15 protein-coding genes and 5 pseudogenes are annotated in these 18,165 nt (G+C 66.8%); 1 reads left to right on the forward strand and 19 read right to left on the reverse strand.

Features of this window, described 5'->3' with window-relative positions; genetic code table 11:
• Nucleotides 1–56 precede the first annotated feature (56 nt).
• From ureG to CN538_RS21460, 16 genes and pseudogenes are all read right to left on the reverse strand, one after another.
• Nucleotides 57–719 (reverse strand): urease accessory protein UreG, encoded by a 663-nt coding sequence (gene ureG, locus CN538_RS00300; protein ID WP_106418170.1) that lies wholly within the window; start codon nt 717–719, stop codon nt 57–59.
• A gap of 138 nt (nt 720–857) precedes the next feature.
• Entirely contained in the window at nt 858–1,499 is a 642-nt protein-coding gene (locus CN538_RS00305; RefSeq protein WP_106420510.1) for an urease accessory protein UreF, read from the reverse strand.
• 47 nt (nt 1,500–1,546) lie between these two features.
• Nucleotides 1,547–2,131 (reverse strand): urease accessory protein UreE, encoded by a 585-nt coding sequence (ureE, locus tag CN538_RS00310; RefSeq protein ID WP_106418171.1) that lies wholly within the window; start codon nt 2,129–2,131, stop codon nt 1,547–1,549.
• Nucleotides 2,132–2,170: 39 nt separating this feature from the next.
• Nucleotides 2,171–3,874 carry an urease subunit alpha gene (gene ureC, locus CN538_RS00315; protein ID WP_106418172.1) on the reverse strand — a complete coding sequence of 568 codons (1,704 nt, stop codon included), beginning with the start codon at nt 3,872–3,874 and terminating at the stop codon, nt 2,171–2,173.
• Nucleotides 3,871–4,200, reverse strand: a complete 330-nt coding sequence (locus CN538_RS00320) for an urease subunit beta (protein ID WP_106418173.1) — start codon at nt 4,198–4,200, stop codon at nt 3,871–3,873. The genes ureC and CN538_RS00320 overlap by 4 nt, the downstream gene beginning before the upstream one ends.
• A 9-nt stretch (nt 4,201–4,209) precedes the next feature.
• Nucleotides 4,210–4,512 (reverse strand): urease subunit gamma, encoded by a 303-nt coding sequence (locus tag CN538_RS00325; RefSeq protein WP_035469373.1) that lies wholly within the window; start codon nt 4,510–4,512, stop codon nt 4,210–4,212.
• A 48-nt stretch (nt 4,513–4,560) separates the two neighbouring features.
• Nucleotides 4,561–5,461 (reverse strand): annotated as a pseudogene (locus CN538_RS00330) (urease accessory protein UreD).
• On the reverse strand, nt 5,458–6,153 hold the full coding sequence (gene urtE, locus CN538_RS00335; protein ID WP_106418174.1) for an urea ABC transporter ATP-binding subunit UrtE: 696 nt from the start codon (nt 6,151–6,153) through the stop codon (nt 5,458–5,460). Before urtE ends, CN538_RS00330 begins: the two are co-directional and overlap by 4 nt.
• Nucleotides 6,147–7,009 (reverse strand): annotated as a pseudogene (urtD, locus tag CN538_RS00340) (urea ABC transporter ATP-binding protein UrtD). The gene urtE and the pseudogene urtD overlap by 7 nt, the downstream one beginning before the upstream one ends.
• Nucleotides 7,006–8,067: an urea ABC transporter permease subunit UrtC gene (gene urtC / locus CN538_RS00345; protein ID WP_106418175.1), complete on the reverse strand. Its 1,062-nt coding sequence runs from the start codon at nt 8,065–8,067 to the stop codon at nt 7,006–7,008. Before urtC ends, urtD begins: the two are co-directional and overlap by 4 nt.
• Nucleotides 8,064–9,116 (reverse strand): urea ABC transporter permease subunit UrtB, encoded by a 1,053-nt coding sequence (gene urtB, locus CN538_RS24720; protein ID WP_340638204.1) that lies wholly within the window; start codon nt 9,114–9,116, stop codon nt 8,064–8,066. Before urtB ends, urtC begins: the two co-directional genes overlap by 4 nt.
• On the reverse strand, nt 9,065–9,697 hold the full coding sequence (locus tag CN538_RS24725; RefSeq protein ID WP_340638205.1) for a hypothetical protein: 633 nt from the start codon (nt 9,695–9,697) through the stop codon (nt 9,065–9,067). The genes urtB and CN538_RS24725 overlap by 52 nt, the downstream gene beginning before the upstream one ends.
• A gap of 113 nt (nt 9,698–9,810) precedes the next feature.
• Complete coding sequence (urtA, locus tag CN538_RS00355) at nt 9,811–11,118, reverse strand: urea ABC transporter substrate-binding protein (protein WP_106418176.1); 1,308 nt, start codon at nt 11,116–11,118, stop codon at nt 9,811–9,813.
• A 351-nt stretch (nt 11,119–11,469) separates the two neighbouring features.
• Nucleotides 11,470–12,225 (reverse strand): acyl-CoA dehydrogenase C-terminal domain-containing protein, encoded by a 756-nt coding sequence (locus CN538_RS21450; RefSeq protein WP_242495428.1) that lies wholly within the window; start codon nt 12,223–12,225, stop codon nt 11,470–11,472.
• Between the two features lie 299 nt (nt 12,226–12,524).
• Nucleotides 12,525–13,061, reverse strand: a pseudogene (locus CN538_RS21455) (acyl-CoA dehydrogenase family protein); the annotation flags it as partial.
• Nucleotides 13,058–13,276, reverse strand: coding sequence for an acyl-CoA dehydrogenase N-terminal domain-containing protein (locus tag CN538_RS21460; RefSeq protein WP_242495429.1), 219 nt, complete (start codon nt 13,274–13,276; stop codon nt 13,058–13,060). The gene CN538_RS21460 and the pseudogene CN538_RS21455, both read right to left, overlap by 4 nt.
• A 491-nt stretch (nt 13,277–13,767) precedes the next feature.
• Between CN538_RS21460 and CN538_RS00365 the strand changes: the two genes are divergently transcribed.
• Complete coding sequence (locus CN538_RS00365) at nt 13,768–15,309, forward strand: BCCT family transporter (protein WP_242495430.1); 1,542 nt, start codon at nt 13,768–13,770, stop codon at nt 15,307–15,309.
• Between the two features lie 179 nt (nt 15,310–15,488).
• Here the strand turns inward: CN538_RS00365 and CN538_RS00370 are convergent, their stop codons facing one another.
• The 3 genes and pseudogenes from CN538_RS00370 to CN538_RS25760 all read right to left on the reverse strand — a co-directional run.
• Nucleotides 15,489–16,205, reverse strand: a complete 717-nt coding sequence (locus tag CN538_RS00370; protein WP_106418177.1) for a 3'-5' exonuclease — start codon at nt 16,203–16,205, stop codon at nt 15,489–15,491.
• A 5-nt stretch (nt 16,206–16,210) separates the two neighbouring features.
• A pseudogene (locus CN538_RS25755) lies at nt 16,211–17,417 on the reverse strand (DUF294 nucleotidyltransferase-like domain-containing protein).
• Nucleotides 17,323–18,147: pseudogene (locus CN538_RS25760) on the reverse strand (CBS domain-containing protein); the annotation flags it as partial. The pseudogenes CN538_RS25760 and CN538_RS25755, both read right to left, overlap by 95 nt.
• Nucleotides 18,148–18,165: the final 18 nt, after the last annotated feature.

Below are 18,165 nucleotides of genomic sequence, written 5' to 3' on the forward strand. Positions count from 1 at the left end.
GTGATGGGTAGTGGCTTGGGTGTGAAGACGTCGACATCAGCGTGAACAGGGCCGATTCACTCGGCGCACAGCAGCGCCTGGTCGGTCCGCGCCCGCTGCGCCTCACCGCGGCGCTCCGGCAGCATGCCGCGGTCGAGAATGAAGCGCACGATGGTCTCGACGCCGACACCGTCATAGAGATTGGCGAACACGAAGGGGCGCGGGCCGCGCATCATCTTGGCGTCACGCTCCATGACCTCGAGCGAAGCGTGCACGCGCTCGGCGATATCGATCTTGTTGATGATCAGCAGATCCGACTTGGTGATCCCCGGCCCGCCCTTGCGCGGGATCTTGTCGCCGGCGGAGACATCGATCACATAGAGGGTCAGGTCGGAGAGCTCGGGGCTGAAGGTGGCGGCGAGGTTGTCGCCCCCTGACTCCACCAGCACCAGCTCCAGCGCCGGATGCCGCGCGTGCAGGTCATCGATCGCCGCCAGGTTCATCGAGGCGTCCTCGCGGATCGCGGTATGCGGGCAGCCGCCGGTCTCGACACCGATGATGCGGTCGGCATCCAGCGCGTCATGGCGCAGCAGGAAGTCGGCGTCCTCGCGGGTATAGATGTCGTTGGTGACCACCGCGATATCGTAGTGCTCGCGCAGCGCCAGGCAGAGCTGCTTGAGCAGTGCGGTCTTGCCGGACCCGACCGGGCCGCCGACGCCAACTCGCAGACAGTGTTGCATATCCCTCTCTCCTTTCATCTCCGCGCCGCCCTATCCCGCAACGGCGCGGCGTATCTATTCCAGGTGAAACCGCAAATTCAGGATGAAACCTCGGCATGACAACGGGTAAGCCCCGGAAGGCACATCCCGATGCCGACATCAGCTGCGAAACAGTCGCGAGTACTGTGTCTCGTGCAGCGCACTGGCCAGAGCCAACCCCGGCAGCGCCGGGCCCAGGGCATCGTCATCGAGCTCGGCGGCCCGCGTCACCGCTGCCGCCAGTGCCGGGCGCAGCCGCTCCACCAGCCGCTGGGCCGCGGTCTGCCCCAGCGGCAACGCCTTGCATGCCGCTGCCAGCTGGTTCTCGAGCCAGGCCCAGACGAATCCCAACTGGGCATCCGCCAGCGCGATGCCGCGCCGCTGCGCCGCCCAGGCGAACAGCGTGACGTAGGTGGGCGTCGGCGGCAGCCAGCCATCTTCCGGCAGCAGCCCCAGATCGCCGAGCAGGCGCGCCAGCGACTGCCCCAGGCGCAGATCCTCCTCGGCCAGCTCGTGGGTCTCGCGATTGGCCAGCAGCCAGTCGTTCCAGGCCGCCAGCGCCTCGCGATCCGCGCTCTCCCAGGCCTGCCACAGGCGTTCGAGCAACGGCAGTTCGCAGCGGGTCAGGCCATCCTCGAGCACTCCGTCGAGCCAGGCACCGAGACTCGCTTCGTCCCTCACCCAGCCGAGTTCGAAGGCGCTTTCCAGCCCCTGCGACCAGGCAAAGGCGCCGATCGGCAGCGCCTGGCTCACCAGTTGCATCAGCCCCAGCAGCGCCAGGGGCGAGCGTGTCGACTCTTCTGCCACGCTCAGTGCTCGCGGCCGCGCGGCACGAAGTCGTAGACCAGAGCACCCCCGGTAGCGCCACGCTCAGACTCGTGCTCGTGCTCGTGCTCGTGCGTGTGGCCGTGACCGTGATCATGTCCATGTCCATGACTGTGGCCATGGGCGTGCCCCTCGGCATAGGCGCCGGACTCGGGATCGAAGGGCGCGCGGTGGCGCTCCAGGGTCGCCCCCAGGCGGGTCGCCAGCGCCTCCAGCACATGGTCGGGCGGAAAACGCACCCAGCCGCACTCGCCCTCGGCACCCAGTGCCAGCTGCACATGGCGGTTGCCCAGGTGGTAGCAGAGCCTGGCCAGCGCCAGCGTGCCCTCGACCCGGGCCGTGACCACCGGTTCGTCGGCGGCGCGCACCGCGATCACCTCACCGCTCTCGGCACGCAGCAGCGCACCGTGGCGCAGCACCGGGCCACGGTCGAGAAACAGCCCCAGCTCGCGTCCGCCATCGCTGGTGGCCTTGAGGCGCCCACGACAGCGCAGCTCGAAGGGAAGCGTGACGCTATCGTCGGCGACGATGTCGCAGGCAGCGTCCAGGCGCTCGATCAACTTCAACATCGTGTCGTCCTTTTCATTCTCATCAGAACAAACCGCCTGTCAGAACAGATGGTAGCGCTGGGCCAGCGGCAGCGTGACCGCGGGCTCGCAGGTGAGCAGCTCGCCATCGGCGCGCACCTCGTAGGTCTGCGGGTCGACTTCAAGCTGCGGGCAGGCATCGTTGAGTTTCATGTCGCGCTTGCGTACGCCACGCACGTCCTGCACCGCGACCAGTCGACTGGCCAGACCCAGGCGCTCGCCCACCCCCGCCGCCAGCGCTGCCTGGCTGACGAAGCTGACCCGGGTGGCGCTGGCCGCACGGCCGAAGGCGCCGAACATCGGCCGGTAGTGCACCGGCTGCGGCGTCGGGATCGAGGCGTTGGGATCGCCCATGGGCGCCGCCGCGATCATCCCGCCCTTGAGAATCAGCGCCGGCTTGACGCCGAAGAAGGCCGGGTCCCACAGCACCAGGTCGGCCAGCTTGCCGACTTCCACCGACCCCACCTCGTGGCCCAGGCCGTGGGTGAGCGCCGGGTTGATGGTGTACTTGGCGATATAGCGCCGGGCGCGGAAGTTATCGCAGCCGCGCTCGACATCCTCCGCCAGCAGGCCGCGCTGCGTCTTCATCTTGTGTGCGGTCTGCCAGGTGCGGCAGACCACTTCGCCGACCCGGCCCATGGCCTGGGAGTCGGAAGCGATCATCGAGATCACGCCGAGGTCGTGGAGGATGTCCTCGGCGGCGATGGTCTCGCGGCGGATGCGCGAATCGGCGAAGGCCACGTCCTCGGGGATATTGGGGTCGAGGTGGTGGCACACCATCAGCATGTCGAGATGCTCGTCGACGGTGTTCACGGTGTAGGGTCGCGTCGGATTGGTCGACGACGGCAGCACGTAATCCTTGGCACAGGCGGTGATGATGTCCGGCGCGTGGCCGCCCCCGGCACCCTCGGTGTGATAGGTGTGGATCCCACGCTCCTTGAACGCCGCCAGGGTGTCCTCGACGAAGCCCGACTCGTTGAGGGTGTCGGTATGGATCGCCACCTGAACGTCATAGCGCTCGGCCACGCTCAGGCAGTTGTCGATGGAAGCCGGCGTGGTGCCCCAATCCTCGTGCAGCTTGAGCCCGATCGCCCCGGCCACGATCTGCGCCTCGAGCGCCTCGGGCTGGCTGGCGTTGCCCTTGCCGAGCAGGCCGATGTTCATCGGCAGGGTGTCGATCGCCTGGAGCATCTTGCCCAGGTGCCACTCCCCCGGGGTACAGGTGGTGGCGTTGGAGCCGGTGGCGGGCCCGGTGCCCCCGCCGAGCATGGTGGTGACCCCGCTCATCAGCGCCTCCTCCACCTGCTGCGGGCAGATGAAGTGGATATGGGCGTCGATCGCCCCCGCGGTGAGGATCTTGCCCTCGCCGGCGATCACCTCGGTGCCCGGGCCGATGACAATGTTCACCGCCGGCTGCACGTCGGGGTTGCCGGCCTTGCCGATGGCGGCGATACGCCCCGCCTTGAGACCGACATCGGCCTTGACGATCCCCCACCAGTCGAGGATCAGCGCATTGGTGATCACGGTGTCCATCACCGCCTCATCGCAGCGCTGGCTCTGGCCCATGCCATCACGGATCACCTTGCCGCCGCCGAACTTCACCTCGTCGCCGTAGTGGGTATGGTCCTGCTCCACCTCGATCCACAGCTCGGTATCGGCGAGCCGCACCCGGTCGCCCACGGTGGGGCCATACATATCGGCATAGGCCTGACGTGAAATTTTCATGCTTCATCCTCCACGGCATCATCCAACCCACCCATGACCTCGCCGCGGAAGCCGTAGACATGCCGTCGGCCGGCGAACGGCACCAGCGTCACCGCCCGGCGCTGCCCAGGCTCGAAGCGGATCGCCGAGCCCGCCGGCACGTCGAGCCGATAGCCCCGCGCGGCGCCACGATCGAACTCGAGCGCCGGATTGGTCTCGGCGAAGTGGTAGTGCGAACCGACCTGGATCGGACGGTCGCCGGTGTTGCCCACTGTCAGGGTGATCGACTCCAGCCCCGCGTTGAGCTCGATCTCGCCGTCCTGCAATTGGTATTCACCGGGAATCATGGCCGCCCCTCATACGATGGGTGAATGCACGGTCACCAGCTTGGTGCCGTCGGGAAAGGTCGCCTCGACCTGCACCTCGGGGATCATCTCGGCGACCCCCTCCATCACGTCGTCGCGGGTCAGGATCTCGCGACCGTAGCCCATCAGTTCGGCCACGCTACGCCCGTCGCGGGCGCCTTCGAGAATCTCGAAGCTGATCAGCGCCACCGCTTCCGGGTAGTTGAGCTTGAGCCCGCGCGCACGGCGGCGCTCGGCCAGCTGTGCGGCGGAGAACAGCAGCAGCTTGTCCTTGTCTCGGGGTGTCAGTTCCATCGCCTCGTCTCCAGGGCTTGCGGGCGCCGGGCGCCCTTGGTCGTTGTCTCAGGTGCGCCAGATGCGCGGCTCGCCCCCGCGCTCGGCCAGCAGCGGTCGCAGCGTCTGCCAGGCAGCCTGGCAGTAGTCCCAGGCCTGATTGCGCGAGTCGCCCAGATAGCGCAGCAGCAGTACGCCGAGACGCTGGGTGACGGCCCACTGCGGAGCCGCCGGCAGCGCCTCGCGCAGCGCCGCCACCGTGCCTCGGGGGCTGCCAGGCCGGCCGCCCACAGGGTCGCCTGGACGCTCGCCCCGCCCTGCCCCAGCGTCCCTGGAAGCGCGCGTGATGTGGATCGAGCGGCTGGCGCTCCAGCCACAGCGGGCGGCCGTCGCGGGTCAGGCGGAAGCGCTGTTCGATGGCGCCGCTGACGAACGGCAGCGCGCCCACCGGACGCCCCAGCGCCATCACCTCCCAGCCCAGGCAGCGGGCATCGCCGCCGAGCTCGACCGTGGTGCTCTGCACCCCGCGCGAGCCGTCGAAGGCGATGGTCTCCTGGGGCAGCCACTCGAGCAGCCCGCCGGCGGCGACCTGCAAGTGATTGCTCTGCTGCCAGGTTACGCCCTGGCTGTCCGCGCGGTAGAGCTTGGTCGCCGCCGGCGTGGTCAACAGCGCATGGGCGTCGGCCTCGACCGCGATCTCCAGCGCCAGCGCATCACCGCTGACCAGCCCACCCGGCGGGTGCAGCAGATAGACATGGCAGGGCTCGACCAGCGCCGGGTGCAGCGGCTCGGGATAGAACGGCCGCTGTACCCGCAATGGCCCGCGATGGTGCGCCCGGGTCAAGCGGGTACGGCCTTCGCGACGGTCGAAGGCGAGCGCCAGCCGCGCCTCCCAGCGGCGCCCGGCGTCGAAGCGGTGGCCGGAGTCCGGGGGGCTCGGATGGCGGTGCGGTGCGGGGTCTGCGCTCATACCGTGAGATGTCGCCGAATCAGGTCGTCGTCGAGATCGGAGATGTCACCGCTGGCCACGGCCTGGCCCCGATCCATGATCATGAAGCCGTCGGCGTAGCGGCGCGCGAACGGCAGTTTCTGCTCGACCAGCAGCACGGTCAGCCCCGCCTCGCGATTGAGCCGCCGGATCACCTCGCCGATCTGGGCCACGATATTGGGCTGGATGCCCTCCCCCGGCTCGTCGAGGATCAGCAGGCGCGGGTCGAGCACCAGCGCGCGCCCGATCGCCAGCTGCTGCTGCTGGCCGCCAGAGAGGTCGCCTCCGCGACGATAACGCATCTCACGCAGCACCGGGAACAGCTCAAAGATGCGCTCGGGAATGCGCCGCTGGCGGTCACGCCGCGCCGGCAGGCCGATGCGCAGATTCTCCTCCACCGTGAGCGTGGCGAAGATCTGCCGCCCCTGGGGCACATAGCCGATCCCCAGACCGGCACGCGCCTCGGCGCGCCGGGGCAGCAGCGGCTCGCCGTCGAAGTGGATGGCGCCAGCGCGGGCGCTCACCTCGCCCATGATGGTCTTCAACAGCGTGGTCTTGCCGACCCCGTTGCGCCCCATCACACAGGTGCAGCGCCCGGCCGGCACCGTCAGCGAGAGGCCGCGCAGGATATGGCTCTCGCCGTAGTACTGATCGAGGTTGTCCACACTCAGCATGCGTTCGTCTCCTCGTCGCCGCCCAGATAGACCTCCACCACCCGCGGATCGCTGGACACCTGGTCCAGACTGCCCTCGGCCAGCACGCTGCCCTGGTGCAGCACCGTGACCTTGCGTGCGATCTCGCGTACGAACCCCATGTCATGCTCGACCACCACCACCGACTGCTGCCCCGCCAGCCGCGTCAGCAGCTCGGCGGTGCGCTGCATCTCCGGCTCGGTCATGCCGGCTACCGGTTCGTCCACCAGCAGCAGGCGCGGGCGCTGCTCAGCAGCATGCCGATCTCCAGCCACTGCTTCTGCCCATGAGAAAGCACGCCGGCGAGCCGATGCCGCTCGCCGGTCAATCCGATGGTCTCCAGCACCTCATCGATGCGCGCCTGCCCGGCGCCATCGAGCCGCGCCAGCAGGGTCTTCCACACGCGGCGGTCACCGGCCATGGCCAGCTCCAGGTTCTCGCTCACGTCGAGCGCCTCGAACACCGTCGGCTTCTGGAACTTGCGCCCGATACCAAGATTGGCGATCCGCGGCTCATCCAGGGTCAGCAGATTGTGCCGGCTGCCGAACCACACCTGGCCGCTGTCCGGGCGCGTCTTGCCGGTGATGATATCCATCATGGTGGTCTTGCCGGCGCCGTTGGGGCCGATGATGCAGCGCAGCTCGCCGTCGTCGATGGTCAGGTTGAGCCGATCGATGGCACGGAAGCCGTCGAAACTGACGCTGACGTCCTCCAGGTAAAGAATCGGCCCGTGACGGACGTCCACTGGCGACTGCGCCGGCAGCATGAAGTCGAACACCCGGTCGGGGCGCGACAGCTCGCGCAGCTGCTGCACCCGGGTGCGTACGCTCTGGTTCATGTCGCGCCCTCCTGCCGACGCCGCCATGCCAGCACCCCGGCGATCCCCCGGGGCAGCGCCATGGTCACCACCACGAACAGCCCGCCGAGCAGGAACAGCCAGGCATCCGGCATCGCACCGGTCAGCACGGTCTTGAGATAGTTGACCACCAGCGCACCGAGCAGCGCACCGAACAGCGTGGCCCGCCCGCCCAGCGCCACCCACACCACCACCTCGATCGAGAACAGCGGGGCGAAGGTGCTGGGATTGATGATGCCCACCTGCGGCACGTAGAGCGCACCGGCGATCCCCGCGAGCATCGCCGAGACCACGAACAGCGAAAGCTTGACGTGCTCGACCCGATAGCCAAGAAAGCGCACCCGCGCCTCGGCGTCACGGGTCGCCACGGCGACCCGCCCCAGCCGCGAGACCACGATTGCCCGACACAGCCAGAACGCCAGCAGTACGGCGATGCCGGAAGCCACGAACAGCGCCACAGTCATGCCGTCACTGGCCAGCCGAAAGCCGAGCAGCTCGCTGAAGCGCGTCAGCCCGGTGCTGCCGCCCATCCCCATCTCGTTGCGGTTGAACGCCAGCATCAGGGCAAAGGTCATCGCCTGGGTGATGATCGAGAAGTAGACCCCAGTCACCCGCGAGCGGAAAGCCAGCCAGCCGAACGCCAGTGCCAGGATCCCCGGCGCCAGCACCACCGCCAGTGCCGCCAGCGGGAAGCTCGCCATCAGTCCCTGCCAGCCGGGAAGCGATGTGCCCTGGGCATTGAGATAGAGCCCCATGGCGTAGCCGCCGAGGGCGAAGAAGGCGCCGTGGCCGAGGCTCAAGATGCCCAGGTAGCCCCAGATCAGATCCACCGCCAGCGCCAGCAGCATGTAGGTGAAGTACTTGCCCAGCAGCGCCACCGTGGCACTGCTCACATGCAACGGGTTGCTCGCGGGCAGCGTGTGCAGGACCAGCACCAGCGCCATGCCGACGATCAGCAGCGCCGAGGTGATCAACGTGGCGCGGGAGAGAAACGCCTGGCGCGAGCGATCCCGCCTCGGCTCGAGGGATGCGTGGCTCATGACACCCTCCCCTTGGGCGCAAAGATGCCCTGCGGGCGTTTCTGGATGAACAGGATCACCCCGACCAGCACGATGATCTTGGCCAGTACCGCACCGACCCACGGCTGCAGCACCTGATTGATCAACCCCAGCGACATCCCGGCGACCAGGGTGCCCCACAGATTGCCGACGCCGCCGAACACCACCACCAGGAAGGAGTCGACGATATAGCCCTGGCCCAGGTTCGGCCCCACGTTGGTGAGCTGCGACAGCGCCACACCGGCAAGCCCCGCGACCCCAGCCCCGAGCCCGAAGGTGAGCATGTCGACCCGCGCCGCACGCACGCCCATCGCCCGCGCCATGGCGCGGTTCTGGGTCACTGCGCGCACCTCCAGGCCGAGCCGGGTGTAGCGCATCAGCGCCCACAGCGCGGCAAACACCAGCAGGCAGAAGCCGAGCACGCCGAGGCGATTCAGGGTCAGCGACAGCGCATCGTTGATCTGCCAGGCGCCCTGCAGCCACTCCGGCGACGCCACCCGTCGGTTGAGCGGCGAGAACAGCGTGCGCACCAGCTGCTGCAGGATCAGGCTCAGGCCGAAGGTCGCCAGCAGCGTTTCCAGTGGCCGGCCCTTGAGAAAGCGAATCACCGTCCGCTCGATCAGCATGCCGAACGCGCCGGCGACCAGGAAGCCGCCGGGGATCGCCAGCAGCAGCGCCAGCCCCGGCTGCCCCGGCAGCGCCTGCTGGATCAGCCAGGTGGTGTAGGCGCCGATCATGATCAGCTCGCCGTGGGCCATGTTGATCACCCCCATGACGCCGAAGGTGATCGCCAGACCGATCGCCGCCAGCACCAGGATCGAACCGGCACTCAGACCGAAGAACAGTGTCTGCGCGCGGTCGTACCACGCGCGCTTGCTTTCGATGCCGCCGAGCACCTGCTGCGCCTGGCTGGCAAGTTCACCGTCACCCGCAGCGACAGTGGTCAGCGTATTGCGCACACGCGTATCGAGATTGCCCTTCAGGGTCTCGAGTGCGGTAGCGTCACCCTGCTGTACGCGGTAGAGCGCCAACGCGATATCGAGCCGGTCGCGAACTGTCGCACTCTCTCCTGCTCGCGGCTCACGCGCACGCTCTCGACATTGTCGGCGTTCACCTCACCGATCAGGCGATCCGCTGCCGCCAGGCGTGCACTATCGTCGCCCTCGGCCAGCGAGAGCGAGGCGATCATGCCCTGGAGCTGAGTGCGCAGCGTGTTGTTGATCTTGAAGATATCCACCGTGCGCCGGGAGCCGCTGCCGGCCTCGGCGAAGGTGATAGCGTCGATCAGCGGCCACTCGCGGCCGCTGTCGTCGGTGACGATATAGAACTGCTCGCCGCGGCGCGCCTTGCCTAGGCGGCCATCGAGCAGCGCCTGCAGCCAGCGCGTCTTCTGACTCGCCTGGCTGTCGGCGATCGCCTGGGCGGCCTCGCCCTTGGCCTCGAAACTGCGGGTATCGAGCGCTTGCAACAGCGCTCTGGCCTGGCTCTCGTTGACCGCCGCCGCCGACGCCGTAGTAGCCAATGCCGCGCACAGCAGCAACAGGCCGAGCAGCAGCGAGTGGCAGATCCGGCGAGCGTACTGGCGCCCCCCGACATGGGAATTCATCATCATGATGGAACGCTCATGCTGCGTTACCGTTGGCCCCGCGCCATACGAACAGCGGCGCGGGCACGTGCTCGGGCGGTGAGCGCCGCGGCATGGCCGCGGCCCAGCACCGCTTCCGATCAGTTAGCCCCTGCACCGTCTTCGCAGACCATGCGCTCGACATCGAGCTTTCCGCAGCGCAGCGGCGCGCGCCAGTCGCTGATCAGGTTCTTCGACGCCGGCAGGTAGTCGGACCAGGCATCACCGGCCACCGTGGTCGGGGTCTGCCACACCACGCTGAACTGACCATCGTCCTGGATCTCGCCGATCATCACTGGCTTGGTGATGTGGTGATTGGGCATCATCGTCGCCGCACCGCCGGAGAGGTTGGGCACGGTCACGCCGATGATCGCGTCCTTGACCGCGTCGACATCGGTGGTACCGGCCGATTCGACTGCCTTGATCCACATGTTGAAGCCGATGTAATGAGCTTCCATGGGGTCGTTGACCACCGCGTCCTTGTTGCCGGTGTAGGCGACCCAGGCGTCGATGAAGTCGTAGTTGGCGTCGCTGTCGACGCTCATGAAGTAGTTCCAGGCGGCCAGATGGCCGACCAGCGGCGCGGTGTCGATGCCGGTCAGCTCCTGCTCGCCGACCGAGAACGCCACCACCGGGATGTCCGAAGCCTTGATCCCTTGGTTGGCGAGTTCGTTGTAGAACGGCACGTTGGCATCGCCGTTGATGGTCGAGACCACCGCAGTCTTCTTACCCTGACTGCCGAAATCCTTGACCCGGGAGACGATCGACTGCCAGTCGCTGAAGCCGAACGGGGTGTAGTTGACCATGATGTCGTCGTCTGCGACGCCGTGAGCCTTGAGGTAGGCCTCGAGGATCTCGTTGGTAGTGCGCGGATAGACGTAGTCGGTACCCAGCAGCGCCCAGCGCTGGACCCCCTGCCCCATCAGATAGTCGACCGCGGGGATGGCCTGCTGGTTGGGCGCGGCGCCGGTATAGAAGATGTTCTCGGAGGACTCCTGGCCCTCGTACTGCACCGGGTAGAACAGCAGCCCGTCGAGCTCCTCGACCACCGGCAGCACCGCCTTGCGCGAGGCCGAGGTCCAGTTGCCGAAGATGACATCGACGCGCTTGTCACCGGTGAGCATGCTGCGCGCCTGCTCGGCGTAGCGCGACCAGTCCGAGGCCGGATCCATCACCACCGGCTCCAGCTGGCGCCCGAGCAGCCCGCCGGCCTTGTTCTGCTGATCGATCAGCATCAGCATTTCGTCTTTCAGCGTCGATTCGCTGATCGCCATGGTGCCGGAAAGGGAGTGGAGGATACCGACACGGATCGGGCCATCGTCGGCGGCCAGCAGCGGCGCAGAGATGCCCGCCAGCGTGATATTGAGGGCGGATGTGGCGATCAGTTTGCGTAGGGCTGTTGTTGTCATGAGACGCTCCTGAAGGATCCCTGGGTGGATGCCCGGCACCGCCGGCGCACCCTGCCCTTATCCTCATGCATTTTCCGTGCCCTTTTTGGCGCCCTACGAAACTTTCGTATACAAAAACAGCCCCGAAACGCACCTTCAGCGCGCGTCAGAGCTGCTCGCCAAGGCCCCCATGGCGCTCGACAGCCCCCGCTCGTCAGACGAATTCATGAAGCAGGACAAGGTGTTGGCGCCGCCTCGAGATGAACAGACAGATGCACCACCATGGAGATAAAAAAAGGCGCTCGTATACCGAGCGCCCCAAAAGTGTGCAAACCACCGATCGACACTCACTGGCGCCTTCGCGCCCGTTCGTCAAAAACGCAGCTCGTCCAGCGCCATCAACCCCGCCGCTCCCGCCTCGAGCTGGCGCGCGTGGGCCTCGCTGCGCGGCAACAGGCGGTCGAGGAAGTGCTGCCCCACGATCAGCTTGTCGCGGTAGTCGGCCTCTCCCAGCGCACCGCCCTGGTCGAGCCCACGCACCGCGGCGCGTGCCGCCTTCCACCACATCCAGGCGTAGACGCTGAGCCCGGTGAGCTGCAGGTAGTCATGGGCCGCCGCGCCGGCCTCTGCCGGATCTTGTGCCGCGCGTTCGAGCAGCTGGCGGGTCGCCTGCTCCAGCCGCGTTGCGGCGGCCTCGGCAGCGGCATGGAAGGGCCGCAGGCGCGTGTCATCGGCGGCGCCGTCCTCTAGATCCGCGCGCAGACGCGCCAGCAGACGCTCGACATAGGCGCCGCCGTTACGCACCAGCTTGCGCCCCACCAGGTCCATCGCCTGAATGCCGTTGGTGCCTTCATAAATCATGGCGATACGCGCATCGCGCACGAACTGCTCGGCGCCCCACTCGACGCAGTAGCCGCTGCCGCCATAGAGCTGCTGCGCTTCGACCGTGGCCTCGAAACCACGATCGGTCAGGAAGGCCTTGGCTACCGGGGTCAGCAGCGCGACCATCTCCTCGGCACCGGCGCGGGCCTCGGTCTCCGGGTGGTAGCGGGCGCGGTCGAGCTCGCGGGCGACGAAGGCCGCGAACAACCGCCCGCCCTCGTTCCAGGCGCGCACGTCCAGCGCCATGCGGCGCACGTCCGGATGCACCAGAATCGGGTCGGCGGGTTGTTTGGGTCCGCCGGCGCCGCCGCACCGCCGGGGGCACGGCTCTGCAGGCGCTCGCGGGCGAAATCGATCGCGCTCTGATAGGCGATCTCGCCCAGGCCCAGGCCCTGCATGCCGATCGACAATCGCTCGTAGTTCATCATCGTGAACATCGCCGCCAGACCCTGATGCGGCTCACCGATCAGCTCGCCCCGCGCCGCCTCGAAGTGCATCACGCAGGTGGCGCTGGCCTTGATCCCCATCTTGTGTTCGAGACCGCCGCACACCACGCCGTTGGCCTCGCCGGCCTGCCCCGCGTCATCGACCACGCGCTTGGGCACCAGAAACAGCGAGATGCCCTTGGCGCCCGGCGGCGCGTCGGGCAGTTTGGCCAGCACCAGGTGAACGATGTTGTCGGTGAGATCGTGCTCGCCGCCGGTGATCCAGATCTTGCTGCCGGTGATGGCGTAGCTGCCGTCATCGTTGGGCGTCGCGCGGGTCTTGATCAGCCCCAGATCGGTGCCGCAATGGGGCTCGGTCAAGCACATCGTGCCCAGCCATTCGCCGGCGTAGAGCCGCGGCAGATAGCGCGCCCGGGTCGCCTCGTCGGCGTACTGGTCGAGCAGCAGCGCGGCGCCGTTGTTGAGCGCCAGATAGAGCGCGAAGCTCGAGTTGCTGGCGTAGAGCATCTCGTCGAAGGCCAGCGTGAGCAGCTTGGGCAGGCCCTGACCGCCCAACGCCGGGTCACCGGCGAGCCCGCACCAGCCGCCCTCGGCGAACTCGGCGAAAGCCTCGCGGAAACCCGCCGGCGTGGTCACGCGGGCGCCGTCGAATTGGCACCCCCGGCATCGCCGCTGGCATTGAGCGGCAGCAGCTCGGCGCTGACCAACCTTCCGGCCTCCTCCATCACCGCATCGGCGAGTTCGGCGTTGAGCTCGGCTGTCGCCGGCATCGCCGCCCATTCACGCTCGGCGGCGAAGACCTCTTCGCGCACGAAACGCAGATCGTTCAGCGGGGCTCGATAGTGTGCCATGACCTCTCCTGCGGCGAATGTCGAATGCAGCCAGTTTCAAACGTTCGTTTCAATATACGTCGAATAGTGTGCGTACTGCACTCTTACCTTGGTCTATCCCCATGGCGCCGCTGACGCCGGCCACAGATATGTGGGGTACCGGACATGACGAGACTTTGGTCTAGGCGTTCGTCACGCCCGGCGTCGCGGGCAGGTACGCAGCGCGCGCGCCGGGGACGGTTGGAAGCACCGACTTGATTCAGGATAATTACAAAACTTGCACGTTCGTGACGATCCGCCAGACTAGAGGCGCAATGGCGCATCGCCGCGACCGCCAGCAAGTCAATAACGGGACGCGATCTCGCCACGCCCTGAAGGCGTGGCCCGGTCCGTCATGTGGTAATCATAGGGAGACGGCTAGTGGCTCAAGAAGATCCTAACAAGCAGCCGGCCGCGCCGCAGGAAGCGTACCGGCCCCCGAGGGACCCTCCAATCTGATCGATACCGATTACGTGATCGGTCAGGACAACATCAGGACCAACAAATTCGGCTTCGACGTCGACCTGCACGGCAAGGTCTTCTCGATCTCGTCGCTGCTGATCCTGTTCTTCGTCATCATCACCCTGGCGCTGCCAGAGCAGATGGGGCCGATCTTCAACGGGGCAAGGAGCTTTCTCACCGACAACCTGAGCTGGCTGTTCCTGTTCGCCGCCAACGTCTTCGTGCTGGTCTCGGTGGGGCTGATCTTCACCCCGCTGGGCAAGGTGCGCATCGGCGGCATGCACGCCAAGCCCGACTTCAGCTATGCCGGCTGGTTCGCCATGCTGTTCGCCGCGGGCATGGGCATCGGCCTGATGTTCTATGGCGTCTCCGAGCCGATCACCCACTTCGGCACCTCGCTGGCCGGCGACTCCTGGGCACCGCTGGGCGGCGCCGCGGGTAATGACGCCGCCTCGCAGTCGCTGGCCATGGCCGCGACGATCTTCCACTGGGGCCTGCACCCCTGGGGCATCTACGCGGTAGTCGCGCTGTCGCTGGCGCTGTTCTCCTTCAACAAGGGGCTGCCGCTGACCATGCGCTCGATCTTCTACCCGATCCTGGGTGAGCGTATCTGGGGCTGGCCGGGCCACATCATCGACATCCTGGCGGTCTTCGCCACCCTGTTCGGTCTGGCCACCTCACTGGGTCTGGGTGCCTCCCAGGCGGCCGCCGGTCTGCACTATCTGTTCGACGTGCCCAACACCAACGTGACCATGGTCCTGCTGATCATCGGCATCACCCTGGTGGCACTGGGTTCGGTCATGCTGGGCGTGGACAAGGGCGTACAGCGGCTGTCGCAGATCAACATGGCGCTGGCCTTCATCCTTCTGGTATTCGTGATCTTCGTCGGCCCGACCCTGCTGCTCGCCACCGGCTTCGTCGAGAACATCGTCTCCTACCTGAAGTATCTGCCGGCACTGTCCAACCCATTCGGCCGCGAAGACACCAACTTCGTCCATGGCTGGACCGCCTTCTACTGGGCCTGGTGGATCTCCTGGTCGCCGTTCGTCGGCATGTTCATCGCCCGCGTCAGCCGCGGCCGCACCGTGCGCGAGTTCCTGATCGCGGTACTGCTGGTGCCTACGCTGGTCTCGGTGATCTGGATGACCGCCTTCGGCGACACCGCCATCCACCAACTGGTCGGCGATGGTTTCCAGGGGGTCAAGGATGCGGCGCTGGAGCTGCAGCTCTTCACCATGCTGGGTCAGCTGCCGCTGACCGCGATCACCTCGTTCCTGGGTATCGTCCTGGTGATGGTGTTCTTCATCACCTCCTCCGACTCCGGGTCGCTGGTGATCGACTCGATCACTGCCGGCGGCAAGGTCGACGCACCCAAGCCGCAGCGCGTGTTCTGGGCGCTGATCGAAGGCGCCATCGCCATCGCCCTGCTGCTGGGCGGCGGTCTGACCGCACTGCAGGCGGCGGTGATCACCACCGGCCTGCCTTTTACCATCGTCTTGCTGGCGGCGTGCTACGCCATCATTCAGGGTCTGCGCTCCGAACCGCGCACCTGAAGCCAGTGCTGTAAACGCAACGAGCGGCCCACGGGCCGCTCGTTGTCGTTCTGACGTTTATCGTTCTAGCGCTTGCCGTTCTGGTGCCGGTTACCGTGCCAGAGCTGCGAAAGAGCGCCTCGCCTCATCGCCCCTGTCGCGCTCTCCCCGGTGTCAGTACACCGCTATCTCCCCACACGTCAGCGCCAGAGCGCACCGACCGGCGTCTCCCAGCTGTAGTGATAGAGAATCTGCGCCTGCAGCAGCTCCGCCGTGGCCAGCGAATCGATCAGCGCATGGTGCCCGGTATACGCCGGCAGGTTGTAGCGCTCACGGCTCTCGTGCAGGCGGATCGAAGCCACCGGGCGCCCCGCCCAACGGCGCAGACGCGCCCACCACGACTGGCGGTGGATGCGCGCCTCCAGCGACATGGTATCGAGCATCGGAAACAGTAGCCCCTCGCCGAGGCGTTCACGAATTGCGGCATCGAGGAAGCTGCGTTCGAGCTGGCGGTAGTGCACCACCACCAGCCGCCCGTGCAGCATCTCCAGCAGCTCGTCGATGATGGCGGAGAAGTCGGGCGCGTTCTCCACTTCAGCGTGGGTGATATGGTGGAAGGTCACCGACTCGTCGCTCAGCCGCCGTCGTGGCGACAGCACCCAGTAGCGCCCTTCGGCGGGCCGGATGCGCGCCAACGTGAACGGCACTACGCCGACACTGACGATATCGTGACGCCCGGCGTCGAGCCCGGTGGTCTCGAAGTCCATGGCCACCAGCGGCGCCTCGCCGATCGGCATCTCGGGGTCGAGTCCACCACTGGTGAAAAAGCCCGCCAGACGCGCGTCCTTGGCCTCGGCGGCGCGCGAGGCGAGATAGCGTGGCCACTCTTCGAGCTGGCGGCGGCGTACCTTGGGCACCCGCCTCACGATGCGGTCTCGCCGCGCTCGGCGCCCTGGTTCCGCGATGTCCCCTTGCCGGGCAGAGTATAGCGGAAGGAGAGAAATTTCTGGGCGTGGCTGATCGCCTCGAAGGCGTCCTTGAGATGGTGGCGTTCACGACTACCCACGTGCTCGGGATCGACGCTGTTGTCCGGCTCCTGCCCATGCTCGATCCTCCGCCTGATGGCGAATCCTCACCATCGACAGGAACTCGAAAGCGTAACGCAGGCGCTCGGCGACCCCCTGCCCCACCAGCTTGGTGGCGGCGATGTCGTCGAGACGGGCGAAGGTATTCTGAGCCTTTGAGCCGCAGGCCAGGGCGTGTACGCGCACCAGGTCGGTCAGCGGCGCGGTGCCGCGGCGCTTCAAGTTGATCGACTTGCGATGCTCACCGTCCTGCTCCATCACGAACTGACGGAAGAAGCCCAGCGGTGGCGTGCGGTTCTTGGCGTTGCGCGCCAGCGCCGCGAGGAACAGCTCGCTGCGCGGCGCCTGCTCGGCGATCAGATCCTGCAGCGCCTCGACCATCGGCGCTTCGCCATGTACCGGTGCCAGATCGAAGAAGATCGAGCTGTGCAGCAGACGCTCCGGGTTGGGCTCACGCATCCACTTCTCGAAATAGCGCTTCCACACCGCCAGTGGCTGGCGCCAACGCGGGTTGGTGGCCATGACGTCGCCCTTGCAGTAGGCGTAACCACAGCCAGCGAGACCGTCGCAGACGAACGTGGCCAACGCTTCGAAATAGTCGCCGTGCTGCTCGGGGTCGTAGGCGTCGTCGAGCACCAGGGCGTTGTCCTGGTCAGCATTGATGGTCGGCTCTTCCCGCGCCATCGACCCTAGCACCATGAAGCAGTAAGGCACCGGCGGCGGCCCCAGTTCGGCCTCGGCGAGCTCCAGCAGGCGCTGGGTGAAACCGCGTCCGATGGTGGCCAGGGCGCGGCTGATCATCTCCGAATTGGCACCGTCGGCGACCATGCGCACGAAACCGTTGCGTACCTCGGTGGAGAGCCGGGAGAGCTGGGTCGGGGTATTCTGGACGAAGATTGTTGACCAGGAACAGGCTGCTGTGGGTCTCGTGACGCACGATGTCGGAGAGATGCAGGATACCCATGGGCTGGCGCCGGTGCAGCACCGGCAAATGGTGCACCTGGTTGCGCAGCATGCACAGCATCGCCTCGTAGACCGACTCATCGGACTGGATCACGATCGGCCGCGACGACATTACCTCGCCCACCGGGGTCTGCGGCGACTTGCCCTCGGCCAGCACGCGGGTGCAGAAATCGCGGTCGGTGAGAATGCCATTGAGCTTCCAGTGGCGGCCATCACGGCCGACGAAGGTATAGGGGGATTGCGATTCGGTGAGGTCCACCACCAGCACGCAGGTGGTGTTCTCGTCACGCATGCGCTGAGCTGCCGCCTGCAGCGTGGTGTCGGCCTCCACCATCTGCGGCTGACGCGTGATCAGCTTGCGCACCCGGGTGGTCATGAGCCCGCTGTCGTCGCGCTGCTGCTGCACCGTGACCTTGAGCCGCCCGCCGGTATCGACGAACTCGGAGAAGTCGTCATCCACCTCGCAGATTTCATCGAAGATCTCTGCTGGCACGAAGTAGATCAGGGTGTCCTCGATCGCCCGCACCGGATAACGCACCCGGCGCTGATGCAGCAGATCCGAGTAGCCGAAGATGTCGCCCTCACCCAGACGATTGAACAGCCGCCCGCTGCGCTGGTACATCTCCACCGCGCCGCTGCGGATATACCACAGCGAATCGATCGGCTGATCCTTGGAGAGCAGCTCGCTGCCGGCCTGGAAGTAGCGAATCTCGATCGACCCGGCGATGCGATCGAGCAGCTCGTCCGACAGATGATCGAAAGGCGCGAACTGTGCCAGATGGCCGCGGATGTCCAACTGCTCGATATTCATGGCGGCCTCCCGGCCCAA

Origin of the sequence: Salinicola tamaricis, assembly GCF_003006155.1 — a bacterium.
GTDB lineage: Bacteria > Pseudomonadota > Gammaproteobacteria > Pseudomonadales > Halomonadaceae > Salinicola > Salinicola tamaricis.